Raw genomic sequence first — 26,217 nt, 5'->3', positions numbered from 1 at the left:
CATGCACATCATTTTACGCATTACTTATAATGCCTTAACGCCATCAAAGATATTATGCTTTTGCAGCATATATATCATTGAAGCCGAGTTAGAATCATTTTAACTCTCGCGGCAAACATATGTGAATCACAGGAGTTTGATGATGAAAACCGGTGCAAAACTACCTGACGTAACCTTCCACACCCGTGTCCGCGATGAGGCCGTCGAAGGCCCCAACCCGTTCCGTTGGGAAGACAAGACAACTGCGGATTATTTTGCAGGCAAGCGCGTTATCCTGTTCTCGCTGCCCGGCGCATTCACCCCGACATGCTCGACCTATCAATTGCCTGGTTTCGAAAAAGGCCACGGCGATTTTGCGGCCAAGGGCATCGATGCAATCTACTGCATGTCCGTCAACGACAGCTTTGTCATGAACAAATGGGCCGCCGATCAGGGTCTGGAAAACGTCAAGGTCATTCCTGATGGGTCCGGTGAGTTCACGCGTAAAATGGGTATGCTGGTCGACAAGGACAATCTGGGCTTTGGCATGCGCTCGTGGCGTTACGCAGCCATCGTCAACGATGGCGTTGTGGAGGCATGGTTCGAAGAGCCCGGCCTGATGGATAACTGCCCCGAAGACCCTTACGGCGTGTCGTCCCCAGAAAACCTAATGAAGCATCTGGACGAAGCCCGCGAACCGGCGCTGGCATAATCCTGTCATGCACTACTTTGAAAGGCCCACCATTTCGGCGGGCCTTTTTCGTTAGGTTCGAGTTTTAGCTACCACGTCTTCACCGACCTGCCGGATTACTTGCGCCAATCGATCGAACCACTCCTCCGCTCCGGTCGAGCTGCGACGCACCAGGCCAATGGTCCTCGCCGGTTGCGGCGCACCAAATCGCAACAATCGCAAACCGGGGACTGCATCCGTCTCGGCCTGCGCCGCAAGTTCAGGCATCAACGTCAGGCCAAACCCTTCGGCGACCAAACGCGACAACGTGGCAAGTGAGGACGCGCCCATATTAATTTGGCCGCTGGTACGATCCTGACCGCAAACTTCTAGCGCCTGATCTGTCAGGCAGTGCCCGTCTTCCAACAGCATCAATTGCGCTGTCTTCAAGTCCACAGGCCGCAACTCTTCCGGGCTGATGGTCAATCGATTCAAGCGAGTCTGACTTCCTGCCAGCAAGAACCGATCTTCGAAAAGCGGCTCTTCGTGGAAAGTTCCACTTCCCAAGGGCAGCGCCAGTACGGCGGCATCTATTTCGCCCAAGCCCAACATGGATAGCAATCGCTCGGTCCGGGCCTCACGAATCTGAACCCGTAACGAGACATCCGCAGCCCGCAACCCGGCTAACACCCCCGGCAGCAAATAAGGTGCAACCGTAGGAATAATCCCGATCGACAGGGACCTATGGCCACCCGAATGGTCGCGTGCAAACCGGTCCAACCGTTCGACCGCGTTCAGGACATGTTGGGCATAGTCCAAAACGTCTCGACCAAGTGGTGTCAACAGGATGTCGCGGGCCTGCCGTTCGAACAACGGCCCACCGATCGAGTCTTCCAGTGCCTTGATTTGAACCGAAAGCGCAGGCTGCGACACATGGCAGACCTGCGCGGCACGGCCAAAGTTACGCTGTTCGGCGACGGCCTGGAAATATTGCAGCTGGCGGAAGGTGAAATTCATAACCCCTGACTATCATTTGGGGTCATTTCCGCAAGGCCGGTATATGGCTGCATGAATCGTTCAGCCGATCATCCGATCCCGCTCGGTCTGGTCCTCGTAGTGGCGCTTCAGCCTTTGCAACGCGATCCGCAGCACGATCTTGCCTGATCGCGCAGACCAGCCCATCCGCTTTTCAGCCAGCTCAAGCCCTTCTAGATAACAACAACAGCGCAGCGCGACGTCGCTCAAACCCGGCCCAAGGTCAGACAGCGCGCGGGCCACACGATCCCTGGCACCAGAAGGTCCTCGCCCCACCTGGCTGTCCGAGGCAAAGTCACCGCGTCCACCGCCTGTCAGAAAGCGATCCCAATTTTGTGTGACCTGAGGTCCGATCTGGGCCAGTTCGAAATCCTCACGCAAGCGCTCGCCCGCGCTCACCAGAGTTTCATCCAGAAACGGCTTGCCATCCCGGTCGCGGCGGCGCGCCAAAGCGATCAGCGGGCTTTCCACAGTGCTGTAACGGACGCGAGGCTGTGATGGCGCCCTTGCACCCGCAGTTGCGGGTTTGAATGCGGCCTGCGCTTCCGCCATGCCAAATTCATTCTGCGTACGCGCCCGGTTTTCGGCCTCGGCAATCAAATGACTTAGTGCAGCCCTGCCCGAGGTTGAAATCCGGTAGCGCGAGATCCGACCCGGACTATCGCATGAAATCCAATCATTCAGCGCCAGAGCCTGCGCGATCCGGCAATCTACAACCGCTGTTTTAGTAGTTCCGCCTTCGCCGTTGTCCCGAACCACAACAGCTTTGTCCATATCCTCGGCCACGGCAAGCACTGCACCGGATTCACACATGCGCCTCAGTACACGCAGCGACTCGCGCTCGAATTCGTCGTCTTGGGCTTCGGGCCGTCCTGCCTCAGACGTCACGATTGCAAATGCAGAACCTGTGCGCTCCATTGGCGCAAAGTGTGACTGGGCCAGAGAATGCAGAGCTGCATCCACCAAAGGATCGTCCCTGCGCATCTCAACCCTGCGGATCTGACGCAGAATGGTCGAGGCATGGCACCCTGCGGACCGCGCAATATCCCGAATAGATCGCCCTGACTCCGTATGGTCCAGATATCGTTGCGCCCCTTCGGGAACCCATGCCGGAACAGTGAATGCCACGCTGTTTTCCATATTTCTTCGCCCTCGTCGACAAAACAAACTGACAGTTTTAGCCGTCGGATTCTTAGTTAACCAAATCTAACTAGAGTTGCTTTCGTTACTCGTTCGTTAATCACAGACGGCACAGAGCAGAATTGATTCAAAAAGATAAACAGTGGTGAAACCATAGTTCGGGGTGATCCCGCACAAGGCAACACCCGCTTAGGTTGTGTCACATTTCAGACAGCGAAATTGAAAAAGAAGGAAAGCTGCCGTGCAGGACCTGATGACCATGATCACCACACTCCGCCGCCCGCGACTACTGGCCCGTGCCGCCAAGATCGGGGCGCAGGACTATAATCGCGACCGCCACCTGCAACGGCTTCTTGGGTATGGATCAACGCCGGCCACTGGAGCAGCGTTGATCCGTTTGCTGGAATTGGAACGTGAGATTAACGCGCAACGCATCGAAGAAGACGCGGCCTATTCACTGGTGCGCCATCTTGATCTGCTGATTGCATTGAATGGCGAAGCGCAACTGTATCAGGCCAGTCGCGCAACGCAGTATCAGTAATCAGGTGAACGCGTCCGGCATCGATGCTTTCTTTTCGGCAACATATGCGTCGAGCGCCGCCTTTACATCAGGGTCAAGCTGCGGCTGCTGGTAGTTCGCCAACAGATGCTCAACCCGTGCCGAAGCCAGCGTCCGTGTATCGCGGGCGCCTTCTTCTTCCCAGGTCTCAAACGGCTTATAATCCAAGAGATCGGTTTTCCAGAACGCTTCCTTGAAGTTGGCTTGCGTATGGGCACAACCCAAATAGTGACCTCCGGGACCGACTTCGCGGATGGCGTCCATCGCCTGTGCATTCTCATCATAGGCCACACCTTTGGCCAATCCGTGCAAGACGCCCAACTGATCGGCATCCATGACGAATTTCTCGAAATCCGCCACCAAGCCGCCTTCGAGCCAACCGCAGGAATGCAGCATGAAATTCACACCCGACATAAGGCCCATGTTCAACGAATTCGCGGTCTCATACGCAGCTTGCGCATCCGGCAATTTTGAACCACAGAACGAACCCGCAGAGCGATATGGTAGACCCAGTCGGCGCGCCAACTGACCCGCGCCATAAGTGACGTGCGAAGCCTCTGGGGTGCCAAAGGTCGGCGCTCCTGAATTCATGTCGATCGACGATACGAACGCCCCAAAGATCGCAGGAGCACCCGGACGGATGATCTGGCTATATGCTACACCTGCCATGACCTCGGCCAGAACCTGCGTCAGCGTGCCCGCGACCGAAACCGGTGCCATAGCACCACCCACGATGAACGGCGAAATAATGCAGGCCTGATTGTTTGCGGCATAAACTTCCAGAGAACCCATCATCACGTCGTCAAAGGTCATCGGCGAGTTGATGTTGGTCAAAGATGTCATCACGGTGTTGTTCTGCACGAACTCTTTGCCGAACAGGATCTCGCACATCTCGATCGAATCCTGCGCCCGGCTGGGATCAGTGACCGAACCCATGAACGGTTTGTCGGACAGAGTCATATGCGCCATCAGCATGTCCAAATGGCGCTTGTTTACCGGAATATCTGTCGGTTCGCAGACCGTACCGCCCGAATGGTGCAGCCACTTGGACATGTAGGCCAGCTTCACGAACTTGTTGAAATCGTCCATTGTCGCGTAACGACGTCCGCCTTGCGCATCGCGTACAAACGGAGGACCATAGACCGGAGCCAGAACCATATTGCGGCCGCCGATGACTACCGATTTCTCGGGATTGCGGGCGTGCTGGGTAAATTCGCTAGGGGCGGTCTTGATCAGCTCACGTGCCAGGCCGCGCGGCAGGCGGACGCGCTCACCATCCACATCTGCACCCGCGTCTTTCCAGCGCTCAAGCGCTGCCGGATTGTCTACGAAATTGACGCCAATCTCAGCCAATACGGTTTCCGCATTGGTTTCGATAATCTCCAGCGCCTCTTCGTTGAGGACCTCGAAATTGGGGATATTGCGTTCGATATATTTCGCGGTTTCGATCTTGACCGCCGTACGCTCGGCACGACGGGCGGCACCACCGCCGCCCCGTGCCCTGCGCCGGGTGTTTGCCTCTGCCATTGAGTAAATCCCGTGATTGGTTGGTTTGGTAGATGTGTTACATGAACGGCAAACTTCGCCACAGGTAGTTTACGGCGCTCTAGAGGTAAAAGCGACATGAACCGCGGGCCGCTGCGACATATGTCTGTCGGTTACTACTTTGCCTTTTTCTGCATAACGACAGTGTTTCCTGACACCTCGACCTCAACCCACCCCAGATGAGTGTACATTTCGCGGGTTGCACGCATCAGCCGATGTGTCCGCAAGCGCTGGACTGAAAGCCCGGCCTCAACGGCCTTAGCTTCAGCAACTGCAAGCAGTTGCCGCGCAATACCCATGCCCTGAGCCTCTGGCGAAACGGCGAGATTGAATATCATCATAGCCTCGGCCTGTTGATCAAATATGATGACACCAAAAAGTGTACCGTCCACTTCAGCAATGACGACCTGATGCTCTGCGATCTCTTCCTCGATACCAGACGTAACATCCGGCAGATCGGCAATGTCTCTCATCGCATCGGCATAAGCGCTTGCGATACAAACTTGTATCGACTTGGCGTCGCTTCGTTCGGCAGTTCTGAGTTTTATGGTGGTCATGTATCAGCCTCCTCGCTGAATTGACGTCATTACGCTTGCACAAGCAAGGCTTGCGACCTAATAGCCAATCATGACCCAAGACAGCCATGACCGCCTTTTGATCATCGACTTCGGCAGCCAGGTGACGCAGCTTATTGCCCGCCGCTTGCGCGAACTGAACGTCTATTGCGAAATCCACCCCTACCAGAACGTCACGATGGATTTCGTGCGAGAGATGGCGCCCAAGGCCGTCATTTTTTCGGGCGGCCCTGACAGTGTTACGCGCGAGGGTTCACCCCGCGCCCCGCAAGAGATTTTTGACTACGGCGTGCCGATCCTGGGCATCTGCTATGGTCAGCAGGTGATGATGCATCAACTGGGCGGCAAGGTTGAAAGCGGGCACGGCACCGCAGAATTTGGCCGCGCATTTGTTACTCAGAATAATCGGCTTGATATCCTCGATGGCTGGTTCGCCGAAGGTGACGAGCAGGTCTGGATGAGCCACGGCGATCATGTAAGCGAAATCGCTCCGGGTTTTGAGGTGTTCGGCACTTCACCCAACGCGCCGTATGCCATCACGGCCGACGCCTCGCGTCATTTCTATGCGGTGCAATTTCACCCCGAGGTTCATCACACACCCAAGGGTGCAAAGCTCTATGAGAATTTTGTCAAACTGGCAGGGTTCAAGGGCGATTGGACCATGGGGGCCTATCGGGACGAGATGATCCGCAAGATCCGCGAACAGGTCGGGGACAAAAAAGTCATTTGTGGCTTGTCTGGCGGTGTCGACAGCTCGGTTGCGGCGATCCTGATACATGAGGCGATTGGCGATCAGCTGACCTGCGTGTTTGTCGACCATGGGCTGCTACGCAAGAACGAAGCTGCCGAAGTCGTCGGCATGTTCCGCGACAATTACAACATCCAGTTGATCCACGCGGACGAAAGTGAACTGTTCCTGGGTGAACTTGATGGTCAATCCGATCCTGAGACCAAGCGCAAGATTATCGGCAAGCTGTTCATCGACGTGTTCCAGAAACACGCCGACACAATCGACGGCGCCGAGTTCTTGGCACAGGGCACCCTGTATCCAGATGTGATTGAATCCGTGTCGTTTTCGGGCGGTCCATCTGTGACCATCAAATCGCATCACAATGTGGGTGGCCTGCCTGAAAAGATGGGTTTGAAGCTGGTCGAGCCTCTGCGTGAACTCTTCAAGGACGAGGTCCGCGCGTTGGGCCGAGAGTTGGGCCTGCCCGACAGCTTCATCGGTCGCCACCCCTTCCCCGGCCCCGGCCTTGCCATTCGCTGCCCGGGTGAGATAACTCGCGAAAAGCTTGAGATCCTGCGCGAAGCCGATGCCATCTATATCGACCAGATTCGCAAACATGGTCTGTATGATGAGATTTGGCAGGCCTTTATCGCCATTCTTCCGGTGCGCACAGTCGGTGTAATGGGGGATGGACGAACATACGATTATGCCTGCGCCCTCCGCGCGGTCACATCCGTCGATGGCATGACAGCGGACTACTATCCGTTCAGCCACGAATTCCTCGGTGAAACCGCCACGCGTATCATCAACGAAGTCAAGGGCATCAACCGGTGCACTTACGACATCACCTCGAAACCTCCCGGAACGATTGAATGGGAATGATTATTCCCCCTCGACAGTGCTGAAATGCACCGCGTTTGACGGGAGAAGGACAATTCGATGAGCAACTACTCGGTACATGAAACGGCAATCGTCGATGAAGGCGCGCAGATCGGAGATGGCTGCCGAATCTGGCATTGGGTGCACATCTGCAGCGGCGCTAAGCTGGGCCGAAATGTTTCACTTGGGCAGAATGTATTCGTTGGGAACAAGGTCATAATTGGCGACGATTGCAAAAAAATCAGAACAACGTTTTGAACTATGACAACACCACGCTGGAAGACGGCGTATTCTGTGGGCCGAGCATGGTGTTCACGAATGTGTACAACCCGCGTTCATTGATCGAACGAAAGGCCGAATACCGCAATATCCTGGTAACGAAAGGGGCCACGCTGGGCGCCAATTGCACGATCGTTTACGGTGCCACAATCGGGGAATACGCGTTTATCGGCGCAGGTGCCGTTGTTAATGCTGACGTGAAGCCATACACACTGATGGTGGACGTCGCTGCAAAACAGATTGGCTGGATGAGCGAGTATGACGAGCAGTTGGATTTACCTCTCACTGGTCGTGGTGAGGTTACCTGCCCTCATACCGGTGCTCGATACGTGTTGAACGACGATTCGGTCAGCAAAGCTCTGCCAACCACCTGAGTATCAGTGCCAGCACGCCGAACGGCTAAGAACCCCTTTTATTTGCGGGTTCGCGTCAGAATACTAGCATCATCTAAGCCGCTCACCCAAAGCGATCATAGACGGCCAGACTTACATTTAGCCTTGCTTCATCGGGTAAAACGCAATCTATTCAGCCCGTTGCACCACGGCACATGTAAGAGATCTCATGAACAGCAATAAAATGCAGATCGGTAAGGCGGCGCTGTGGATGACAGGGGCGATCGCCTCATTCACATCGATGGCCATTGCCGGCCGCGAGCTGAGCGTGACGCACGACACCTTTGAGATCATGTTCTATCGCAGCCTAGTTGGTATCTGCGTGGTGGCAATCGTCCTCTCGGCTTCACGCAAATGGCATCAGGTAACCACCAAACGTCTTGGTTTGCATGGTATTCGGAACGTGTTGCATTTCACCGGGCAGAACCTGTGGTTCTATGCAGTAACGGTGATCCCGTTGGCCCAGGTCTTTGCACTCGAATTCACTCAACCCATCTGGGTGATCCTGCTATCCCCACTGCTGCTGCACGAGAGGTTGACCGCTTTGCGTCTGACCGCAGCCCTGATCGGATTTGCCGGGATTCTCATTGTGGCCCGTCCAGGGGCCGCCACACTTAGTCCCGGCGTTATTGCTGCGGCCGCATCTGCGATTTTCTTCGCGTTAACAGCAATATCGACCAAGTCCTTAACGCGCACAGCCAGCATCGGATGCATTATGTTCTGGCTTACTTTGATGCAGGCCGGTTTGGGTCTGGTTGCATCAGGTCTGGATGGGCAAATAACACTTCCAACCTTAACGACTGCGCCGCTTCTTTTGCTTGTCGGCTTGGCAGGCCTATTGGCCCACTACTGTATTACCAATGCCCTGGCCATCGCGCCTGCGACCGTGGTCGTGCCGTTTGATTTTGCACGCCTTCCGACCATCGCGATCCTCGGGATGGTCATTTATCACGAGCCGCTGGATCACTGGACGCTTCTGGGGGCCGTGGTGATCTTTGCCGGGATTTTCCTGAACGTTTGGTCCGAGAACCGTAACAATTCAGCAACACCCGCATAGAGCTATTTTGCTGAATAACGCTCCGTCACCGGTTGACCCAATTTTAAAGTTTAAGACAGTAAAAAGCGGTAACGAGGCTGAATACGCCCAATGAGGATGCGTATAACAGGCAATTTGGACAGTGTAGGGAGGAATATATGAAACGAGTGTTGTTGCACACATGCGCGTTGTGCATTGGGGCAACCGCGGCGCAGGCCGGCGGCCTAGACCGAAGTGGGCAAGGTGTTAACATCCTGTTCGAAGAGGGATCTGTCGTGCAGTTTCGGCTTGGGTATACAAAGCCGGACGTAAGCGGATCGATGGAGGATCAAATCCCGACCAGCCCGACGTTTGGGGAAACGATTGACTCGGGCAATGTCTCGAACAGCTTTTTCACTCCGCATCTGGCATACAAGACTTCTTTGACCGAAAAGCTCGACTTCGCGCTGGTTTATGACGAGCCGTTTGGCGCGGATATCGACTATTCTTCGGATTATCCCTTGTCGCAGAATGTCTTGGCTCTGGCAGGTCTTCCCGGAGCAACAACTGACGTGCTTCGCGCAAAAGCAGATACCGATGCGATCACGGCTTTGCTTCGCTACAAATTGGATGGTGGCTTCAGTGTTATCGGTGGTCTCCGCGCCCAGCGTCTGAAAGCAAGTGTTTCAGTTCCGATCGCTGGTGCAAGCACAACACCATTCGCGTCCGGCGGATACCGCGTTGAAACCGATGCCGAGATCGATTTCGGTTACGTTGTCGGTGTTGCTTGGGAACGGCCAGATATCGCCGCACGGGTCGCTCTGACCTATAACTCGAAAATCACACATGATCTATCGCAGACCGAAGCGAACGATGCCATCACGGGAATTGTTCCACCCGGCATACCCGTCGTGGGTCGCGTCAGCGCTGATTCATCGACCGAGGTTGTGACGCCTCAATCGGTCAATCTCGATTTCCAGACAGGTGTCGCGCCAAAAACCCTGTTGTTTGGTTCGATCCGTTGGGTTGACTGGCCGCAAACCGTGTACGCACCGCCGGTCTATACTGGTCTGACAGGTATTAACCTGGTCGACTACGAAGAGGCGACATGGACCTACTCACTGGGTCTCGGCTATCAGTTCAGCGAAGAATTCTCTGGCGCGGTAACGCTGGGTTACGAGAGCTCTCAGGGGAACTCGGTCTCGAACCTAGGCCCGACCGATGGGTTCTGGAGTATCGGTCTGGGCGGCACTTACTCTCTTGAAAAGGCCAAGATTTCCGGTGGTGTACGCTATACGGATATTGGGGATGCCACTGCCAACGGTACTGGCCCCGATAACCGTGCCACGTTCACTGGCAACAGCGCATGGAGCGTTGGTATTCAGGTGACTTACGCGCTGAACTAAAGCAGATGCAAATGTGCATATTAAGCCCCGCCATCTCGGTGGGGCTTTTTCGCATGTTCCGGGTCGATATGCTGATTGAGAGATGCCAGAACAAGCCATGACTTCTCAGAAAACACTCACAGCTCGCACTTGGTCCGAATTGATACTGCTTGGTGTCATTTGGGGAATGTCATTCCTTGCGATCCGAATCGCACTTGATACGATTCCCGTCATAACATCAGTTTTCCACAGGGTTTTTTGGGCAGCGCTGGCGTTGTGGATCGTCATCATCTTTCAACGCCAACCGGTCCCGAGCGATCCCAAGGTCTGGGGTATTTTTCTGATCATGGGGCTGTTGAACAATGTCCTGCCATTCTCGCTTATGGCCTGGGGGCAGCTCTATGTCGAAACTGGGCTGACATCGATTCTGAACGCTGCCACCGCGATCTTCGGCGTCCTTTTAGCGGCCTTGTTTTTTCGCGACGAGAGGCTGACTAAAACCCGCCTCCTTGGCGTAGGGCTTGGGTTTCTGGGCGTTTCAATCACAATTGGCCTCAGACAGTTTAGCAACCTAAACCCAAGCAACCTGGGTCAGGTTGCGATCCTGGCTGGGACGCTTTCTTATGCGTTTGCAGCCATCTGGGCGCGTAGCCACATGAGCGCCCTTCCCCCTCAGATCGCCGCGGCAGGTATGTTGACCGGATCTGCGATCCTGATGACGCCTGTTATGTTGTTGGTCGATGGAGTTCCGACCTTCACCCTGCCCCTGCAAACTTGGCTGGCAATCACCTATTATGCCCTGCTGGCAACAGCCGGAGCCTATTTGCTGTACTATCGGGTGCTGCAACAAGCAGGCAGCGGCAATGTTCTGCTCGTAACGCTCATCATTCCGCCAATCGCAATACTAATGGGTGCTTTGGTACGCGATGAAGCTTTGCCACCACGTGCTTTTATCGGTTTTACGGTACTGGCGATCGGCTTGCTCATCCTCAGCCGATCTCGCCGACGCGATTGACGCCGCCAGCGGCCCGTTTTAGCTAGGGCAAAACAAGGGACCGCGGATTATGATCTACAACTCGGCAACGGACTGGCGTCAGGCTGCGCGAAAGAAGGTGTTGTTCTTCGGTATGTCCGGGTTGGGAAAATCCTATGTCTCAAACACGCTGCGAGATGCCGGGGACTGGTTCCACTATTCAATCGATTACCGCATCGGCACCCGCTATATGGGCGAACATATCGCGGACAATGCCAAGGCTGAGGCGATGAAAGTACCCTTTCTCCGCGAGCTTTTGCTGTCGGATTCAATATATATCGGGTCGAACATCACGTTTCAGAACCTGACCCCGGTGTCGACTTATCTGGGCAAGCCGGGCAATCCCGATCTGGGCGGCCTTGAAATCTCGGAATATCAGCTGCGGCAAGACCAGTTTCGGCAGGCCGAAATCCATGCCCTGTTGGATACCAAGTATTTCATAGACCGGGCCAATCGTCTTTATAGCTATCCACACTTTATCTGCGATACCGGCGGGTCAATCTGCGAATGGGTAGAGCCTGACAATCCAAATGACCACATTCTGACCGAATTGTCGCGCCAGACCCTGATGATCTGGATCAAGGGCGATGAAGCCCACACTGAAGAACTGATCAAACGCTTCGACAAGGCACCAAAGCCTATGTCCTATAAGGCCGAGTTCCTGCAGAGGGTTTGGGACGAATACCTCGCCCTCAACAAGTGTTCCGGCACCAAGGTTGATCCGGATGCATTCATCCGCTGGACATATGCGCAAGCGCTGGCGCACCGGCAGCCACGCTATGAAGCGATGGCCCGAAATTGGGGTGTTACAATAGCAGCCGATGACATCGCCAAAGTGCGGGATAGTGGCGATTTCGATGAGTTGATCGAACGCACCCTTGAGACCCGCCCCAACCCCGCCTAAGTTCCAGACTTCCTTCGCAGTTTCAACAGCGTGACCAAATGCCGATCAAAATCCCCTCCGACCTGCCCGCCTTTGAAGTCCTGACAAATGAGGGCGTCATGGTCATGGCTGATGATCAGGCCGCACGGCAGGATATTCGCCCCCTTCGGATCGGGCTTTTGAACCTGATGCCAAAGAAGATACAGACCGAAAACCAGTTCGCACGCCTGATCGGAGCGACCCCACTGCAGATCGAGCTATCGCTGATCCGCATGACGGAACACCAGACAAAGAATACCGCCGCCGAGCATATGGCCGAGTTCTACCATCCTTTTCAGGAGGTGAAGGACCAGAAGTTCGACGGCCTGATCATAACCGGTGCACCAATCGAACATCTGGATTTCGCTGACGTCACCTATTGGGATGAAATCCGCGAAGTGTTTGAGTGGACCCAGACCAATGTGCATTCCACATTTGGCGTATGCTGGGGTGGTATGGCGATGATCAACCATTTCCACGACGTTGAAAAACACATGCTGGATGCGAAGGCCTTTGGCTGCTTCCGGCACCGGAACCTAGCACCCGCGTCTCCATTTTTGCGTGGTTTTTCTGATGATTGCGTGATACCCGTCAGCCGCTGGACCGAGATGCGGCAATACGAGATCGATGCGGTTCCTGATCTGATCACTTTGCTTGGCAGTGATGATGTCGGCCCCTGCCTGATCGAAGATCCCGTGCATCGGGCGCTCTATATCTTCAATCACTTTGAGTATGACAGCGATACGCTCAAACAGGAATATGACCGGGACATCGCAAATAACACGCCGATTAATGTGCCTATCAACTACTATCCCGACGATGATCCAAGCCAGAACCCTCAGAACAGGTGGCGCAGTCACGCGCATCTGCTTTATGGTAACTGGATCAATGAAATTTACCAGACAACCCCGTTTGATATGAGTAAAATTGGCCAGTAAGCTTTTGATATCACTCAGCGTTGCGCTTGTGGGCCTCGCTCTTGTGACCGCATGGCGCAGCGCGCAGCGTGAAAGCAGCGCCGAGGCTTCGTTTCCGCCAGAAGGCCAGATCGTCGATGTCGATGGCGTTGCTGTGCATGCCGTCGTGATGGGCGTAGGGCCGGATGTGGTGCTTATCCACGGGTCCAGCGGAAACACGCGCGACATGACTTTTGCGCTGGCCCCAATTCTGGCCGAGACCTATCGCGTCATCGTCTTTGACCGCCCGGGTCTTGGATATTCAGATAGCTTTAACTCCGACGGCGAAACCATTGTCGAACAAGCGGAAATCCTACAACGGGCCGCATCGAAACTAGGCGCAGAAAAACCGATCGTCGCCGGGCAAAGCTATGGCGGTTCGGTTTCGCTTGCCTGGGCTGTCACCCGGCCCGACAACATCACAGCTTTGGTCCTGATCGCTCCGGCGGCGATCCCGTGGGAAACACCTCTGGACGCGTTCAACACTATTGGTGCGACGACAGCGGGCAACGCCCTTGCCTTGCCTTTGGTCAGCGCATTTGTTCCTGACTGGTTTGTTACGAAGGCATTGGACCAGGTGTTTGCACCGCAAAAAGCCCCCGAAGGATATGCCGAGCATTTCGGGCCGGGCTTGACCATGCGCCAGTCTTCGATGCACGCAAATGCCAAACAGCGTGCAAATCTGCTGGATGAAATCACCGAGCTTCAACCCCGCTATGGCGAGATCTCCGTGCCAACCGAAATTGTCCACGGTACGGCGGATACGACTGTCGGGCTGGGCTGGCATTCCGAGCGCCTGATCGAACAGATTCCCGGCGCTGAGCTGATCGAATTGGACGGCATAGGACACATGCCGCAGGTTGTGGCCGCCCCAGAGGTTGCCGCCGCAATCGACCGCGCAGCCGAGCGCGCGGGTTTGCGTTAAGTCCATCCGTAATTCATAGTAAGATATGGATTTTATGGCGAGGCGTGCATGACCCAATCAGACCCGGACACTATCGAGAACTATTTTCACAACCACGCCCCAAGACCCATACGCTCGGCTATTGAAGAGGCCAAGAAGGGTGAAATTCTGAACCCGACCTACCCCTACTCCAAAAAGCTTAAAGGCAAGGAATACGATCAACAGATGGAAGGTCTGCAGATTGAGCTGGTCAAGATGCAGCGATGGGTCAAGGAGAACGACCAGCGCATCGCTATCCTGTTCGAGGGCCGTGACGCCGCTGGCAAAGGCGGAACCATCAAACGGTTCCGCGAGAATTTGAACCCGAGGGGCGCGCGGAACGTGGCGCTCAGCAAACCCTCGGACGCAGAACGCAGCCAATGGTATTTCCAACGCTATATCTCTCATCTCCCATCGGCCGGTGAAATCGTGTTTTTTGATCGCAGTTGGTATAATCGGGGCGTTGTCGAAAATGTCTTTGGCTTCTGCACGACGGAAGAGCGTGAACGGTTTTTCAGGCAGGTCCTGCCCTTGGAAACCGGTTTTAGCAATGATGGCATACATATCTTCAAGTTCTGGCTGAATGTCGGGCGCGCCGAGCAGCTTAACCGCTTTCTTGCCCGCGAAACCGACCCTCTGAAGCAGTGGAAACTCAGCCCGATCGACATCGCAGGCCTACACAAATGGGACGAATACAGCCAGTCGATTACCGAAACCCTTACACGAAGCCATTCCGAAAACTGCCCTTGGACGATCATTCGATCAGATGACAAGAAACGCGCCCGGTTGGCAGCCATTCGCACCGTGCTAAGCCAACTGGACTACGAAGGCAAAAACCTGGAAGTGGTGGGCATGCCGGATGAAAAGATCAGTGGTGGTCCGGAAATCTGGGATGCATAAGCTAATTGCAACACTCTGCTCAGCCTACGCTGGATTAGGCCCTGACCGCTGCATATATACAATAAAACGCGCCTGAGGCCGGGATGACGAAACGCGGATATCACCACGGAAACCTAAAGCAAGCCTTGATGGAGGCCGCCTTGTCCCTGATCGAACAGAAGGGACCGACCGGTTTTACATTGTCAGAGGCCGCAAAGACTGCTGGGGTCACTCCCGCAGCCGTCTATCGCCATTTCGAAGGGCGTGAGGACCTGATCGCCGAGGCTGCCCGTCAGGGGTTTGAGATGTTCGCCGACCTGATGCAATTTGCCTATGACAAAGGGCAACCCTCGGCACTTGCGGCGTTTGAGGCCACGGGCCGCGCCTATCTTGCCTTCGCCCGCAAGCACCCCGGCTATTATATCGCGATGTTCGAAAGCGGGATTTCGATCAATCGTACACCGGAACTGGCGCTGGCCGCGAACCGGGCCAAAAACGTACTTGAAAAGGCCGCCAGCGATCTGTCGCAGCATATTCCGCCGGAGAAGCGTCCGCCCGCTTCGATGTTCAGCGCCCATATCTGGGCCATGAGCCATGGTGTTGTCGAACTTTTCGCACGCAATACCGGCGCAAGTTCCCCCTTCCCGCCTGAAGACCTTCTGGAGAGCGGAATTGGAATCTATCTGCGCGGTCTGGGTCTGGTCGCACAGGACGAATAAGACCCTGCCAGTCAATCGCTTTCGCGGGCGGTCTCGCCGTCGATCAACGGGACTCCCGCTGCCCTGACCCCTGCAATAAGCGCATCAACGGGTTGCGACTCTTTGAATACGCGGCGTTTCAGGTCCTCCAGCGGAAAACCAGGCCAAGTTTTCTGGTAAACATTGGCGAGACGCCGTGCCTCGACTTGTTCGCCATTGTTCCAATGCGCGGCCATCAGATAGGCCGCTGATATCGGCCCAAATGGTCCTCCGCGCTCGATCGTGTCCTCGTAAGTTCGGATCGCCGCTGCATAGTCTTCGGTATGAAAATGCGCAGACCCCAGTACATTGCCAAAGACAAGCCCGCCGCTGCGTTCCGCAAGCTCTTCATACCATTCAGATTGCGCCAGGATCCGCTCGAAATTCAGAGTATAGAGTGAAATAAGCGCATCGAACTCAGCAACATGCGGATCGGTCGGGGCCAGATCAACGGCTCTGCGAGACAGGGCCGATGCCCGATCGTAATTGCCCAGTGCAAATTCCAGCCAGGCCCGCGCCGAAAGCGCCCAGGCCTCATCAGGTGCGATATCCATCGCATGGGCGCTTTTTTCATCGGCAGACCTCAAATACTTTTCTGCATCCGGTTCAAAGAACAACAAAATGGCCAGCATGGTCTCGACCTGTGCCGCTCCGGCATAGCCGCAGAAAAAGAGTGGATCTCGTTCAATCGCCGTCTCAAAAATCAGCAAAGCCGGTTGCAGGCGCGATAGGTCAACGACGGGGAACATCACATCGCGGCCAGCACTGCAAAGGTTTATCGCTTCTACCCGCGCGGGAGATACGTCATAAATCGCGCTTTGCCCTCGGCCCACAGCGCTGCGAGGCTCATTCTTTGAGTAATAGCCTGATATCCAGATGCCTAAGCCAATCAAAGCCAGAAAGAACGCGATGACCAACGCGCTTCGCCGAATGCCCTGTGGGTTCTGGGCTTGCGAACTCCCCAGCGTAAATTCGGGTGCATAGCTACCGACAGGCAGTGAAATCACTACAGGATCAGCTTCGCCATCACCTCCGTAGTAAGCTTTTAGCTTTCGCCTGACACGACCCGCATCAACGCGCACAACCCCTTCCCGCTTGGTCAAGTCGTCGGCGCTGTAACCATAAACATCCATGGCAATGGTCTTGGCGCGGATCTCATCCGTGCGGCCCGCAAGCGCTTCGGTCACGACATAGCTAAGAAAGGCCCGCATTCGGGCAGATCCTTTGAAGCCACCTGAGTTCAATACCCGCTCAAGAGCACTTCGCACCTCCTCATCTGAGAAAGAAAGCGCTGTGTCACGTTGTTTGTTATTCGCCTGGGCAGTCAAGAACTATCCTTTCATGACAATGGCTTGACCCCATGGTGCTACGGTAGCATGCGGCTTAATACGTTCAAGTCATATTCTAGGGAATGCATGCTTTATGAGCAATTTCCACGAAGGCAACGCGGATGGACGAAGAAGACTTCTTTGACGCACAATTCCCGGGAACCTCCGTTCTGCTGCGAAACATGCGCGCCCAAGACAGTGAGTTCGACCGGATTTGCCTCGATTATCAGGAGATGATGACCGAGCTGGCACAGTCTCCTCTTTCCGACACGGGCTTTCGCCCTCGGTACCTCGCGGATTTGGCGGAAACCGTTTCTGATTTGCGAAGCTCTATCGAAGCAAAGCTGTCAGACGTTCCGGGTACGCTTGGGCATATGGATAAAACGAAAGGCTTGAAATGACCCTGAAACACATTTTGCCCGCGCTAATCCTCACTGCAGGTTCGGCATATGCCCAACAGAACCCGATTATTCACGATGGTGAGTTCGAATTTCTGCGTGCCCAGTTCGGCGCGGTCTGGGATGCCCAGGACATTGAGATTGACGCGAAACTGGCCGAAATCCGCGACGCAAACGGGGGCAAACCACCCAATATCCTGTACATCCTGATCGACGACATCAGCTTTGGTCAGATGGGTGATCGCAAGATGAACTACGTCATGGGCATCGAAACGCCCAGCATCAACCAGTTCGCCACCGAAGGTTTGTCGCTGATGCGAATGTACACGGAACCCTCGTGCACGCCGACCCGCACGGCAATGCTGACGGGGCGACATCCGGTGCGTGCCGGTGTGACAGAAGTCAAAGTGGCTCTGGTAGGCGAAGGCCTTCCAGCCAGCGAGGTGACCCTGCCCGAGATCCTGAAAGAAGTTGGCTACAACACCGTGCATGTCGGCAAATGGCACCAAGGTGATATCGAACAGGCCTACCCCCATAATCAAGGTTTCGACTGGGCTGCCTTCCCCCTACATCAACAAGTTCAACTGAGCCTCATGACCCCCGAGGCGATGCGCGCGAATAACATGCTTGGATACGTGCCCGAGGGGCAGAACAATCAGTTTCTGCTGGATGAGCGTTTCAAACCCTACGGGCTGGTGACCGGTGTCGAGGCAGAAGCAGGCGGCACCGCTCGAGAGGTGGATATGTCACCGGGCGAGGTCTGGACCCAAGCCAAGTATGAAGCCATGAACGAGAGGTATCAGCGCCAGGCTCTTGAGCAATTGGAGCGTGCCGCAGCCGAGGAAGAACCGTTTTTCCTGCAATATTGGCCGCTCTACCCGCTGAATTTCGTTTATGCCGAGAACGCAATCTCTCGCAACGGCGGGTTTCATGCTGACAAACTGCAACTACTGGATGGCTGGATCGGTGACCTGCTGGTCAAGCTCGAAGAAACCGGAGAAGCCGACAACACGGTTGTGGTTTTGATGGCCGACAATGGACTGATGTACCACTACGAAGGAACTTCGGGGCTCAATCAACTGATCTATCGTGGCGGTAAGACCCAACATCTGGAAGGTGGCGTACGCACGGATGCATTCATTCGCTGGCCCGGAGTAATCGAGGCTGACAGCGCCGCCGGAGATATCTTTCATGTGTCTGATATCTATACCACAATGGCTCGGATCGCAGGCGCGACTGATCATATCCCGCGCGACCGCATCATCGATGGTGTCGATCAGACCGCCCTGCTGCTGAACGGTGAAGGCAACGGTCGCCGCGATTATGTATATGTCTATGAAGGCCCGGTTTTGCGCTCGGTGGTCAAGCAGGAATTCAAAATGCACCTGCCCGCGCCCGGCCAACCCGGAGCGGCGGCCCCGACCTTCAACATCTATCGTGATCCACGCGAACTGCACCCTTTGGTCGGTTACTCACTTTGGGCCGGAGCGTCGTTTCAGGACATGATCAAACGCCATCAGAAGATGATCGCGAAACACCCGCATTCCGAAATCGGGCGCGGCATCCCCTACGAGGGCATCGACAACCTGCGCCCGGAATCTGAACTGGCTCGCGATGTGTTCACCAGCTGGCAGCAGTGAAGGCTACAGAAATTCCTGTTTAAATATGATAATGTTTTAATGTGAAATCGGCGGCAGGGGTGTTTGCGTTCCGCCCAGTACATGATCGGGGGATATCGAATGAAGATTTCAGGGGTATTGGTTTTATTCGTCGGCCTTGCCGCGCGCAGCACGTTCGCGCAAGAAAACCCAATCCAACACGATGCCGAATTCTATATCTTGCAAGCACAGCGCGCAGAGCAATGGGCCCAGGATGATATGGCTGTGGATGAAGCCCTGGCTGCATTTCGCGAAGGCAACAACGGTAAGCCACCGAACATCATCAGCGTTCTGATCGATGATCTGGGATTCGGCGACATGGGGATACCCGAGTTGAACGCCGTTCGGGGTTATTCGACGCCGAATATCAACGATTTCTCCGACGACGCGATGCGCATGGTTCGGATGTATACCGAACCCTCTTGCACCCCTACTCGCGTCGCCCAAATGACAGGGCGGCTGCCTGTACGCATGGGAATGGGTGATACCACCGTTGATATTGCCGGCTTTGGCCTGCCGGGGGCAGAAGTGACGTTGGCCGAAGTGCTGAAACAGGTTGGTTACGCAACCAGCCATGTTGGCAAGTGGCACATGGGAGATATCGCGGAAAGTTGGGCGATGAACCAAGGCTTTGACTATGCGCAACACGCCATTCACCAGCAGGGTCAGCTGACGATTTTCAATGATGATGCAATCAAAGAGCAGGTCTCGGTCGCGATCAGAGATTATGATGACAAATACACGCTGGACGGTTGGTTCAGGCCGGACGCCTCAGCGATGATGACCGTCATCGAAGGCGAAACGGGCGGTCCAATTCGCGAAATTCGGATGGAGTCAGGTGAGCGCTGGAATGCGGCCAAATACGATGAGATGAACCAGGCCTTTCAGGACAAAACCTTGTCAGAGCTTGAACGTCTTGCCAGCGACGATACCCCCTTTTTCCTGCAGTATTGGCCGATGATCCCTCTGGATAATACCCGCGCCGGACGTTCTGGTCCCGAAAGCGCGAATGGCGGTCTCTATGTCGACAAGATGCAACTTTTGGATCAATGGCTGGGTGATTTGTTCGCCAGCATGGCAGAGTTGGGGGTCAGCGAGAATACCATCGTCATCGTTATGGGGGACAACGGCCACTTTACCAAATACGCCCCGCAATCGGGCTATACTCCGATGATATATGCTGGTGGCAAAGGGGATACGACTGAGGGCGGCGTTCGGGTAGACGCCTTTATTCGCTGGCCGGGGATGATTCAGGCAGATGGTTTGCTGAACAGCATCATTCACGTTTCGGACCTTTATACAACGCTTTCACGTTTTGCGGGGGCCGAGCAATACATCCCGCGAGATCGTCTGGTGGATGGCGTCGATCAATCCGCAGCGCTATTGTTTGCGGACGAAGCCAAAGCGCGCAGAGATCACGTGATCATCTATTCGGTGAACAAACCCGAGGCGATCGTGAAGGACCAGCTTAAGCTCAAACTGCCGGGAGCCGGGGAAAGCGCTATTCTGGCAAAGTTCTTTGATCTCTACCGGGACACGCGCGAGGAATATTCAGTCTCGACCGAGGTTGGCGCCTGGGGCGGGCAGGAATTCGCACGCATCCTTGGCCGACACATGGCCCGCAAAGAGAAATTCCCCGACACGCCACCCGCGTATGGCGTGCCCTATGAAGGGATCGAGAACCTGCGCCCCGAAACCCAACAAGCGGTCGAGGCTTTCCTGATCAAAAGCCAATCCCCGCAGCAATAGCACGGTGTCGCCGTCGTCATTCACTCAAGTTTCTAGGATCATCACATGCTTGGATTACTCCTATTCGCACTGGGTTTAATCGGATCACTTGGGATCGGGTTCATCTACTTCCGTGATTTGGGCGACGTGTCCCAGATGCTGTTGAAGGTAAAGCGCGAGAATATGGTGCGTTTCATCCGCAATGAATACCGCTTGATTGCCATCGGGTTGGGCGCATTTGCTCTCGCAACGCTCGCGCATTTCGCCTTGGGAGCCGGGCCGTTCTGGCTGTGGCTCATTGCCGCTTTACTTGTTCTACTTCTCTATGGCTTTCCCTATGTCTGGGTTCATCTAGGTCTGAGGAATCAGCTAAATGACGCGCAGTATTTTCCCATCGACGAGGCCCGCAAATATGTCGGGCCGACTGCCCCCGTGATGGTGATTGAAAATGAAGGCCATGCCCGCGCCCATCCTGATGCACAAATCATGCGCCCACATTTGGCGGGCGACGACAAAGGGCTGGGCGGCGAAGACGTCGTGATGACCTATTGCGCCATGGCCAATCTCGGTCAGGGCTATGCGCCAAGCATCGAAGGCAAACGACTGAACCTTGAGGTTCTTGCCCAGCACGGCAACAACCTGATCTTGCGTGATAATGACACCGGTGAGCCCATCCAGCACATATACGGCTTTCGCGAAGCGGATCGTGACACAAATGCAAACGGCCTCGCCTGCCCTCTACGGCCCGAAGCGCAGATGACACCCTGGCCAACCTATCGGATGACTTTCCGTGGATTTCAAAAGGCTTTCCCGGATGGAGAGGTGTTTTTGAACAAACCCTCCCCAAACCCCTTGCTGCGGCTGCTGGACATGATGACCGAGATCACGTTCGGCTGGGGCATTGGCCGCCAGCATCAGGAGGACGCTCCTGTTATGGACAACATGGATCGATCGGATGACCGATTACCCAACAAGACCTATGTCTGGGGGATCACAATCGGACAGGATGCCACCTGCTGGACCGACGATTTCGTTGTCGACAACGATTGGATCGTCAACGCGCGTGTCGGCGGGCGGGATATCGTCGTCAGCCTCGATCCAAAATTTGAAAGCTTGGGCGTTTGGTACAATGACAGCGGTCACCCCGTGACCCAATGTGACTTTTGGGGAATGTCTGATCAGGGCCAACTACAACGGGTCGAAACCCTGCGCGCAGGCGTGTTCTGGCATGTCTGGTCCGAGTTTTTTCCCAGCACCGATATCAATCGTGTCGGTGACGGCGCAGGCAAATCCGAAGACGTGGCAGCATGAAAGAACGAACAATGCACCTGGCTAGGTTGGCATGAGGCGACAATAGAAATCAATTCAAGGTTCTTGGCGGGAGACGGAAAATGGATGTGACAGTAAAGTGGACAGGATTGGCGCTTGGCCTCGCAATGGCAGGTTCGATGGCACCAATGGCCTTGGCCCAACAGTCGGACTGGTCATATGAGGCCTCAATCTATCTTTTCATGCCGGAAACTGAGACCTCACTCAGCACACCGATGGGTACACTGGATGGCACCCTGAGTTTTTCCGATGCGTTGGACAATCTCGATTTTGCCTTCATGGCCGCGTTTGCCGCCACAAATGGCCGGTGGTCCCTGTTGGCCGACTATAACTATACCAATCTGTCTTTCAGCAGTGACACTCCCGGCCCTGCCAGCTCAGGCTTGGACACATCCTTTACCACGCAATTTCTCAGCGGCTATGTCGGCTATAGGGTCTACGAGGATCAAACCGCGAATGTGGATATTGTCGGTGGATTCAGGTGGTTCAGCACGGAAACCGACTTTGAATTGCAACCAGGCGCGGCCCCCGGCCGTCGAACAACGGTTGATTCAAGCTGGACCGATCCCGTGATCGGGGCCCGCGCACGCGTCAAGTTCTCGGACAAATGGTCAGGAACTGGGTTTGTAGACTATGGCGGCTTCCGCAGTGGCAGCGAGACATGGCAGGTTCTGCTGACAGCCGACTACGCGATTAATGATCGTTGGCTGATCCGCGGTGGATACCGCTATATCTCATTCGACCACGACATCGACGGAAACGATTTCAAGTTCGACCAATCCGGTCCACTGATTGGCGCGACTTACCGCTTTTGAGCGGCTCTTAGTGACCGCCAAAGTAAGCCTCGAGCAATCGCTTATCATTCCGCAACTCGTCTACGGTGCCTGATGTCTGCATGCGTCCTGACTCGAGCACGTAAATCCGGCTCGCCAGCGAAAGCGCGAAGTTGGCGTTTTGCTCGGTGATCACAACCGTCAGCCCGTATTCCTTGTTGAGCTTGCGCACCACCTCGGCGATTTCGTGACAGATTTTTGGGGCCAGACCAATCGTCGGTTCGTCGACGAGCAACAGCTCGGGGCTGGTCATCAGCGCGCGTCCGAACGAGACCATCTGACGTTCCCCGCCCGACTGGGTCGAGGTCTCCTGCCCTTCCCTCTCTTCGAGACGCGGGAACAGACTGTGTACCATTGCCAGATTGCTCTGGATGTCTTCGCGGGCCGTGAAGGCACCGACCATTAGGTTGTCACGCACCGACATATAGGGAAACAGGTTAAAGCGTTCGGGAGCATAACCCACGCCATGTCGTACAATTTCGGAAGGCGTCCGAGCGGCAAGGCTGTGCCCCCTGAGCCGGATATCGCCCTCGATTTTGACTAGCCCCATGATGCTGTCCAGCAAGGTCGATTTTCCAGCCCCATTTGGACCCACCACAGCGACAATCTCACCGGGTTGGACGGTGATCGAGATGTCGGTCAGCGCTTGCGCCTTGCCATAGAATGCCGACAGGTTTTCGATTTCCAGATACGACATTACGCGCCCCCCAGATACGAGGCCTGAACAGCCTTGTCGTTCATGACTTCGCTGAACGAGCCCTCGGCAATCATGGTGCCCCGTTCAATGGCGATCGCACGGTCGACCAATGGCTCAAGCGCAGGCAAATCATGGCTGACGATCAGAAAAGTCATCCCATCTTTGCGCATCGACTGAATGAGATCAGAGATTTGGGCGATCTCTCCTGTGGTGAGACCCGCAAACACCTCATCCAGCAGCATCACCTTGGGCGCAGTTGCCATTGTGCGCGCCATCTCAAGTTTACGCAGATCACCCATGGCAAGTTCTGTCGGCGCGCGTTTCAAGTCCGCTTCTGTAAACCCGACGCTGAGCGCAAGCTCTCGCTCACGTTCTTTATCCGGGGGTGAAACGATCATCTGCCAGATATTGTCGGGCATTAGGCCAACCCGGATATTTTCGGCAACGCTCATATCACCAAACGGGCGCGGGATCTGATAGGTTCGGCTGACCCCGGCCCGAATGCGTTGTGGCGTCGACAGTGTCGAAATCTCCTGCCCGAACAGTTCGATCGTTCCGCCGTTTTGCCGCAGCTCACCCATGATCTGGCTGAACACGGTCGTCTTGCCTGCCCCGTTGGGACCGATCAAGCCAAGCGACTCGCCCTCTTTGAGAGAGAACGAAAGATCATTCGTCGCGACTAATCCGCCGAAACGTTTTACCAGACCTGAAACCTGTAACGCCACGCTCATGTCGTCCGCCCCTTGCCCAGGCCTTTGAAACCACGCCGAACCAGCTCAACAATGCCTTTCGGCTGATACATGTAGAGGAGCAGCGCTATGGCTCCGTAGACGAAATACCGTTCGGCGCCAGGAAGGACCGGTCGCAGATACTCCAACAGGAATGTCATGAAGAACGCGCCGATCATGGGGCCGATGATGGTCGAGGTTCCGCCCAGAAGTGCCGCAACGATAATTGTGAACAGGAAGTTAATATCAAACAACGCACGCGGCGCGAGCGATCCCAAATAGTGAACGTAGAAGGCACCACCCAAGCCCGCGATCATCGCACTTGTCAGAAAGGCAAAAGCCTTGAGGCGTGTGGTACTGAGACCCGAACCGCGCACACTTTCTTCGTTCATACCGATGGCAGACAAGGCCGTTCCAAGCCGCGTCTTCATCAGCAACCACATGCTGACGGCGATCGCCAGCATCAGCGTCGTGGACAGGTAATACCCGTTGGCCGCGCCGCGTGTCAGCGTTTGAATGCCCGACATGCCGCGCGTTCCGCCAGTCAGATCCGGGCGAATGACCTGGACCAGTTGGTAGAGCAACTCCATGAACGCCAGCGTGACGAGCGCAAAATAACTTCCACGGATACGCAGCGCTGGTAGCAGCACCAATAGGCCCGCGATCATGGTGACAAGCACGGCGATCGGGATCGAGATTTCGACAGCGACGTCAAAGCGCTTGGTCAGGATTGCCGTGGTATAGGCCCCGATACCGATCAGGAACGGATGACCAAAGCTCACATACCCTGTTCGGCCAGACAGCACGTCCCAACTGATGGCAAAGATGGCCAAATAGTTGGCAAATATCATCGTGCGCATCGTCCCGTTCGAGACGAATTGCGGAAGCAGGAACATTCCGACGATCAAGCCACCCCAGAGTGCAAAGTGAAACCAGCGTAGCCCCATCGTCACAGCTCCTCTCGGCCGAACAGGCCCTGCGGTCGCGTGACCAGCACCCCGATGATCAACAGCATCGTGAAAACACCGCGCAACTCAGGTGCAAGCGTCGCCACAACGATGACTTCGAGGAAGCCCACAATATGCGCCACCACCAAAGTGCCCAGAATCGAGCCGATCCCGCCAACGATAACCACAGCCACCGAAATGATTAGCGGAGCCACCCACATGGATGGCGATAGCTGAGTGTAGCTGGCAAAGAAGACGCCTCCGATTGCGCCCAATGCGCCAGAGATACCCCAGGTGATCAGATTGATGCGATCCGGATCGATCCCGGAAATTGCAGCGCCTTTAGCATCCATCGACACCGCCTGCATCGCCCGTCCGGTATGTGTGAGCCGCACAAAGGCATAGAGCCCAAGCAGAATTGCCCAGCTAATAAGGGTTGCGATCAGGATGTTATACGTGACCGAGGCCCCGGCCACATTGATCACCCCGGGAACAATCGGCAAAAGGATTTTGCTGCTGTCGCCAAAGACCAAAACGATCCCGGCCTGAATGACGACCGCAAGGATCAGCGTCGAAATCTCGACAGCCACGTGATCCCCTTTGAGCGTTTTGACAATCAAACGGTACTTCAGAACTCCCATCAGCACACCCAGCGCGGCGGCCACGGCAACCCCCATAAGCTTAGGCATTCCAAGTGATTGCGATATCCAGAAGTAAATGTAGCCGCCGACCATCAGATAGGCGCCATAGGCGAGATTCAGAACGCGGCCTATGCTGAAGATCAGCGTAAACCCCATTGCTATAAGCGCGTAGAGACCGCTGAGCAAAAGCCCCTGAATCAGTATCTGCAACATAAATGGATCCTTGGCTGCGGGTGCGCGTTGCCGCGCACCCGTTTCGAGCTATGGTTTGGGCAGG

At 55.3% G+C, this 26,217-nt stretch carries 27 protein-coding genes; 18 read left to right on the top strand and 9 right to left on the bottom strand.

Annotated elements, in window-relative coordinates; genetic code table 11:
• The first annotated feature begins 142 nt into the window (after positions 1-142).
• Positions 143-691, top strand: a complete 549-nt coding sequence (locus tag ACR0NE_RS04420) for a peroxiredoxin (protein WP_170393246.1) — start codon at positions 143-145, stop codon at positions 689-691.
• A gap of 51 nt (positions 692-742) precedes the next feature.
• Here the strand turns inward: ACR0NE_RS04420 and ACR0NE_RS04415 are convergent, their stop codons facing one another.
• Both ACR0NE_RS04415 and ACR0NE_RS04410 read right to left on the bottom strand, forming a co-directional pair.
• Positions 743-1,666, bottom strand: coding sequence for a hydrogen peroxide-inducible genes activator (locus tag ACR0NE_RS04415; protein ID WP_170595787.1), 924 nt, complete (start codon positions 1,664-1,666; stop codon positions 743-745).
• Between the two features lie 60 nt (positions 1,667-1,726).
• On the bottom strand, positions 1,727-2,824 hold the full coding sequence (locus tag ACR0NE_RS04410; protein ID WP_170595789.1) for a DUF6456 domain-containing protein: 1,098 nt from the start codon (positions 2,822-2,824) through the stop codon (positions 1,727-1,729).
• Between the two features lie 241 nt (positions 2,825-3,065).
• Here ACR0NE_RS04410 and ACR0NE_RS04405 point away from each other — a divergent pair, with 241 nt between their 5' ends.
• Positions 3,066-3,365: a DUF6477 family protein gene (locus ACR0NE_RS04405; RefSeq protein WP_170510243.1), complete on the top strand. Its 300-nt coding sequence runs from the start codon at positions 3,066-3,068 to the stop codon at positions 3,363-3,365.
• On the opposite strand, the gene ACR0NE_RS04400 is transcribed toward ACR0NE_RS04405, so the two are convergent.
• Positions 3,366-4,910, bottom strand: coding sequence for a trimethylamine methyltransferase family protein (locus ACR0NE_RS04400; RefSeq protein WP_170393250.1), 1,545 nt, complete (start codon positions 4,908-4,910; stop codon positions 3,366-3,368). It lies immediately after the preceding gene.
• A gap of 134 nt (positions 4,911-5,044) precedes the next feature.
• Positions 5,045-5,485 (bottom strand): GNAT family N-acetyltransferase, encoded by a 441-nt coding sequence (locus ACR0NE_RS04395; protein WP_170595791.1) that lies wholly within the window; start codon positions 5,483-5,485, stop codon positions 5,045-5,047.
• Positions 5,486-5,555: 70 nt separating this feature from the next.
• Between ACR0NE_RS04395 and guaA the strand changes: the two genes are divergently transcribed.
• From guaA to ACR0NE_RS04340, 11 genes are all read left to right on the top strand, one after another.
• Complete coding sequence (gene guaA, locus ACR0NE_RS04390) at positions 5,556-7,115, top strand: glutamine-hydrolyzing GMP synthase (RefSeq protein WP_170595793.1); 1,560 nt, start codon at positions 5,556-5,558, stop codon at positions 7,113-7,115.
• Positions 7,116-7,172: 57 nt separating this feature from the next.
• A complete protein-coding gene (locus ACR0NE_RS04385) occupies positions 7,173-7,370 on the top strand; it encodes a hypothetical protein (protein ID WP_480459367.1) in 198 nt (65 codons plus the stop codon).
• Entirely contained in the window at positions 7,367-7,765 is a 399-nt protein-coding gene (locus ACR0NE_RS04380) for an acyltransferase (RefSeq protein ID WP_480459368.1), read from the top strand. The genes ACR0NE_RS04385 and ACR0NE_RS04380 overlap by 4 nt, the downstream gene beginning before the upstream one ends.
• 187 nt (positions 7,766-7,952) lie before the next feature.
• On the top strand, positions 7,953-8,840 hold the full coding sequence (locus tag ACR0NE_RS04375; protein ID WP_170421307.1) for a DMT family transporter: 888 nt from the start codon (positions 7,953-7,955) through the stop codon (positions 8,838-8,840).
• Between the two features lie 137 nt (positions 8,841-8,977).
• Complete coding sequence (locus ACR0NE_RS04370) at positions 8,978-10,204, top strand: OmpP1/FadL family transporter (RefSeq protein ID WP_170393255.1); 1,227 nt, start codon at positions 8,978-8,980, stop codon at positions 10,202-10,204.
• An 82-nt stretch (positions 10,205-10,286) separates the two neighbouring features.
• The gene (locus ACR0NE_RS04365; RefSeq protein ID WP_480459369.1) at positions 10,287-11,198 is read left to right on the top strand and encodes a DMT family transporter; all 912 of its coding nucleotides are present in this window, start codon (positions 10,287-10,289) and stop codon (positions 11,196-11,198) included.
• Positions 11,199-11,247: 49 nt separating this feature from the next.
• Positions 11,248-12,120, top strand: a complete 873-nt coding sequence (locus tag ACR0NE_RS04360; protein WP_170562988.1) for an ATPase — start codon at positions 11,248-11,250, stop codon at positions 12,118-12,120.
• Positions 12,121-12,158: 38 nt separating this feature from the next.
• The gene (gene metA / locus ACR0NE_RS04355) at positions 12,159-13,076 is read left to right on the top strand and encodes a homoserine O-acetyltransferase MetA (RefSeq protein WP_170393257.1); all 918 of its coding nucleotides are present in this window, start codon (positions 12,159-12,161) and stop codon (positions 13,074-13,076) included.
• On the top strand, positions 13,066-14,019 hold the full coding sequence (locus ACR0NE_RS04350; protein ID WP_170510670.1) for an alpha/beta fold hydrolase: 954 nt from the start codon (positions 13,066-13,068) through the stop codon (positions 14,017-14,019). Before metA ends, ACR0NE_RS04350 begins: the two co-directional genes overlap by 11 nt.
• 48 nt (positions 14,020-14,067) lie before the next feature.
• On the top strand, positions 14,068-14,937 hold the full coding sequence (gene ppk2, locus ACR0NE_RS04345) for a polyphosphate kinase 2 (RefSeq protein ID WP_170595796.1): 870 nt from the start codon (positions 14,068-14,070) through the stop codon (positions 14,935-14,937).
• Positions 14,938-15,020: 83 nt separating this feature from the next.
• On the top strand, positions 15,021-15,635 hold the full coding sequence (locus ACR0NE_RS04340; protein ID WP_170393260.1) for a TetR/AcrR family transcriptional regulator: 615 nt from the start codon (positions 15,021-15,023) through the stop codon (positions 15,633-15,635).
• 11 nt (positions 15,636-15,646) lie between these two features.
• Here the strand turns inward: ACR0NE_RS04340 and ACR0NE_RS04335 are convergent, their stop codons facing one another.
• Complete coding sequence (locus ACR0NE_RS04335) at positions 15,647-16,864, bottom strand: tetratricopeptide repeat protein (protein ID WP_480459370.1); 1,218 nt, start codon at positions 16,862-16,864, stop codon at positions 15,647-15,649.
• A 239-nt stretch (positions 16,865-17,103) separates the two neighbouring features.
• On the opposite strand from ACR0NE_RS04335, the gene ACR0NE_RS04330 reads away from it, so the two are divergent.
• The 5 genes from ACR0NE_RS04330 (at position 17,104) to ACR0NE_RS04310 (ending at position 22,909) form a co-directional block, all read left to right on the top strand.
• Positions 17,104-17,382, top strand: a complete 279-nt coding sequence (locus tag ACR0NE_RS04330) for a hypothetical protein (RefSeq protein WP_170595799.1) — start codon at positions 17,104-17,106, stop codon at positions 17,380-17,382.
• Positions 17,379-19,019, top strand: coding sequence for a sulfatase-like hydrolase/transferase (locus ACR0NE_RS04325; RefSeq protein ID WP_170595801.1), 1,641 nt, complete (start codon positions 17,379-17,381; stop codon positions 19,017-19,019). The genes ACR0NE_RS04330 and ACR0NE_RS04325 overlap by 4 nt, the downstream gene beginning before the upstream one ends.
• Positions 19,020-19,118: 99 nt before the next feature.
• Positions 19,119-20,786 (top strand): sulfatase-like hydrolase/transferase, encoded by a 1,668-nt coding sequence (locus ACR0NE_RS04320; protein WP_170421294.1) that lies wholly within the window; start codon positions 19,119-19,121, stop codon positions 20,784-20,786.
• 45 nt (positions 20,787-20,831) lie between these two features.
• A complete protein-coding gene (locus tag ACR0NE_RS04315) occupies positions 20,832-22,076 on the top strand; it encodes a DUF3179 domain-containing (seleno)protein (protein WP_170595803.1) in 1,245 nt (414 codons plus the stop codon).
• 80 nt (positions 22,077-22,156) lie between these two features.
• Positions 22,157-22,909, top strand: a complete 753-nt coding sequence (locus ACR0NE_RS04310; RefSeq protein ID WP_255612112.1) for an outer membrane protein — start codon at positions 22,157-22,159, stop codon at positions 22,907-22,909.
• 7 nt (positions 22,910-22,916) lie between these two features.
• Here the strand turns inward: ACR0NE_RS04310 and ACR0NE_RS04305 are convergent, their stop codons facing one another.
• From ACR0NE_RS04305 to ACR0NE_RS04290, 4 genes are read right to left on the bottom strand one after another with little or no spacing between them, the layout of a single operon-like run.
• Positions 22,917-23,624, bottom strand: coding sequence for an ABC transporter ATP-binding protein (locus tag ACR0NE_RS04305; RefSeq protein WP_170595804.1), 708 nt, complete (start codon positions 23,622-23,624; stop codon positions 22,917-22,919).
• Positions 23,624-24,355, bottom strand: a complete 732-nt coding sequence (locus ACR0NE_RS04300) for an ABC transporter ATP-binding protein (protein WP_170393267.1) — start codon at positions 24,353-24,355, stop codon at positions 23,624-23,626. Before ACR0NE_RS04300 ends, ACR0NE_RS04305 begins: the two co-directional genes overlap by 1 nt.
• Positions 24,352-25,299: a branched-chain amino acid ABC transporter permease gene (locus tag ACR0NE_RS04295; protein WP_170393268.1), complete on the bottom strand. Its 948-nt coding sequence runs from the start codon at positions 25,297-25,299 to the stop codon at positions 24,352-24,354. The genes ACR0NE_RS04300 and ACR0NE_RS04295 overlap by 4 nt, the downstream gene beginning before the upstream one ends.
• A gap of 2 nt (positions 25,300-25,301) precedes the next feature.
• The gene (locus ACR0NE_RS04290) at positions 25,302-26,153 is read right to left on the bottom strand and encodes a branched-chain amino acid ABC transporter permease (protein WP_170510277.1); all 852 of its coding nucleotides are present in this window, start codon (positions 26,151-26,153) and stop codon (positions 25,302-25,304) included.
• Positions 26,154-26,217: the final 64 nt, after the last annotated feature.

It is taken from the genome of Ruegeria sp. C9 (assembly GCF_056537585.1).
This window is presented reverse-complemented; position numbering and strand designations above follow the sequence as displayed.

What these genes read in the sequence shown, in the direction of transcription:
- ACR0NE_RS04420 (WP_170393246.1), top strand. Translation starts at nt 143, where the DNA reads ATGAAAACCGGTGCAAAACTACCTGACGTAACCTTCCACACCCGTGTC.
- ACR0NE_RS04415 (WP_170595787.1), bottom strand. Translation starts at nt 1,666, where the DNA reads ATGAATTTCACCTTCCGCCAGCTGCAATATTTCCAGGCCGTCGCCGAA.
- ACR0NE_RS04410 (WP_170595789.1), bottom strand. Translation starts at nt 2,824, where the DNA reads ATGGAAAACAGCGTGGCATTCACTGTTCCGGCATGGGTTCCCGAAGGG.
- ACR0NE_RS04400 (WP_170393250.1), bottom strand. Translation starts at nt 4,910, where the DNA reads ATGGCAGAGGCAAACACCCGGCGCAGGGCACGGGGCGGCGGTGGTGCC.
- ACR0NE_RS04395 (WP_170595791.1), bottom strand. Translation starts at nt 5,485, where the DNA reads ATGACCACCATAAAACTCAGAACTGCCGAACGAAGCGACGCCAAGTCG.
- guaA (WP_170595793.1), top strand. Translation starts at nt 5,556, where the DNA reads ATGACCCAAGACAGCCATGACCGCCTTTTGATCATCGACTTCGGCAGC.
- ACR0NE_RS04385 (WP_480459367.1), top strand. Translation starts at nt 7,173, where the DNA reads ATGAGCAACTACTCGGTACATGAAACGGCAATCGTCGATGAAGGCGCG.
- ACR0NE_RS04375 (WP_170421307.1), top strand. Translation starts at nt 7,953, where the DNA reads ATGAACAGCAATAAAATGCAGATCGGTAAGGCGGCGCTGTGGATGACA.
- ACR0NE_RS04370 (WP_170393255.1), top strand. Translation starts at nt 8,978, where the DNA reads ATGAAACGAGTGTTGTTGCACACATGCGCGTTGTGCATTGGGGCAACC.
- ACR0NE_RS04365 (WP_480459369.1), top strand. Translation starts at nt 10,287, where the DNA reads ATGCCAGAACAAGCCATGACTTCTCAGAAAACACTCACAGCTCGCACT.
- ACR0NE_RS04360 (WP_170562988.1), top strand. Translation starts at nt 11,248, where the DNA reads ATGATCTACAACTCGGCAACGGACTGGCGTCAGGCTGCGCGAAAGAAG.
- metA (WP_170393257.1), top strand. Translation starts at nt 12,159, where the DNA reads ATGCCGATCAAAATCCCCTCCGACCTGCCCGCCTTTGAAGTCCTGACA.
- ppk2 (WP_170595796.1), top strand. Translation starts at nt 14,068, where the DNA reads ATGACCCAATCAGACCCGGACACTATCGAGAACTATTTTCACAACCAC.
- ACR0NE_RS04340 (WP_170393260.1), top strand. Translation starts at nt 15,021, where the DNA reads ATGACGAAACGCGGATATCACCACGGAAACCTAAAGCAAGCCTTGATG.
- ACR0NE_RS04335 (WP_480459370.1), bottom strand. Translation starts at nt 16,864, where the DNA reads ATGCGGGCCTTTCTTAGCTATGTCGTGACCGAAGCGCTTGCGGGCCGC.
- ACR0NE_RS04330 (WP_170595799.1), top strand. Translation starts at nt 17,104, where the DNA reads ATGGACGAAGAAGACTTCTTTGACGCACAATTCCCGGGAACCTCCGTT.
- ACR0NE_RS04325 (WP_170595801.1), top strand. Translation starts at nt 17,379, where the DNA reads ATGACCCTGAAACACATTTTGCCCGCGCTAATCCTCACTGCAGGTTCG.
- ACR0NE_RS04320 (WP_170421294.1), top strand. Translation starts at nt 19,119, where the DNA reads ATGAAGATTTCAGGGGTATTGGTTTTATTCGTCGGCCTTGCCGCGCGC.
- ACR0NE_RS04315 (WP_170595803.1), top strand. Translation starts at nt 20,832, where the DNA reads ATGCTTGGATTACTCCTATTCGCACTGGGTTTAATCGGATCACTTGGG.
- ACR0NE_RS04310 (WP_255612112.1), top strand. Translation starts at nt 22,157, where the DNA reads ATGGATGTGACAGTAAAGTGGACAGGATTGGCGCTTGGCCTCGCAATG.
- ACR0NE_RS04305 (WP_170595804.1), bottom strand. Translation starts at nt 23,624, where the DNA reads ATGTCGTATCTGGAAATCGAAAACCTGTCGGCATTCTATGGCAAGGCG.
- ACR0NE_RS04300 (WP_170393267.1), bottom strand. Translation starts at nt 24,355, where the DNA reads ATGAGCGTGGCGTTACAGGTTTCAGGTCTGGTAAAACGTTTCGGCGGA.
- ACR0NE_RS04295 (WP_170393268.1), bottom strand. Translation starts at nt 25,299, where the DNA reads ATGGGGCTACGCTGGTTTCACTTTGCACTCTGGGGTGGCTTGATCGTC.
- ACR0NE_RS04290 (WP_170510277.1), bottom strand. Translation starts at nt 26,153, where the DNA reads ATGTTGCAGATACTGATTCAGGGGCTTTTGCTCAGCGGTCTCTACGCG.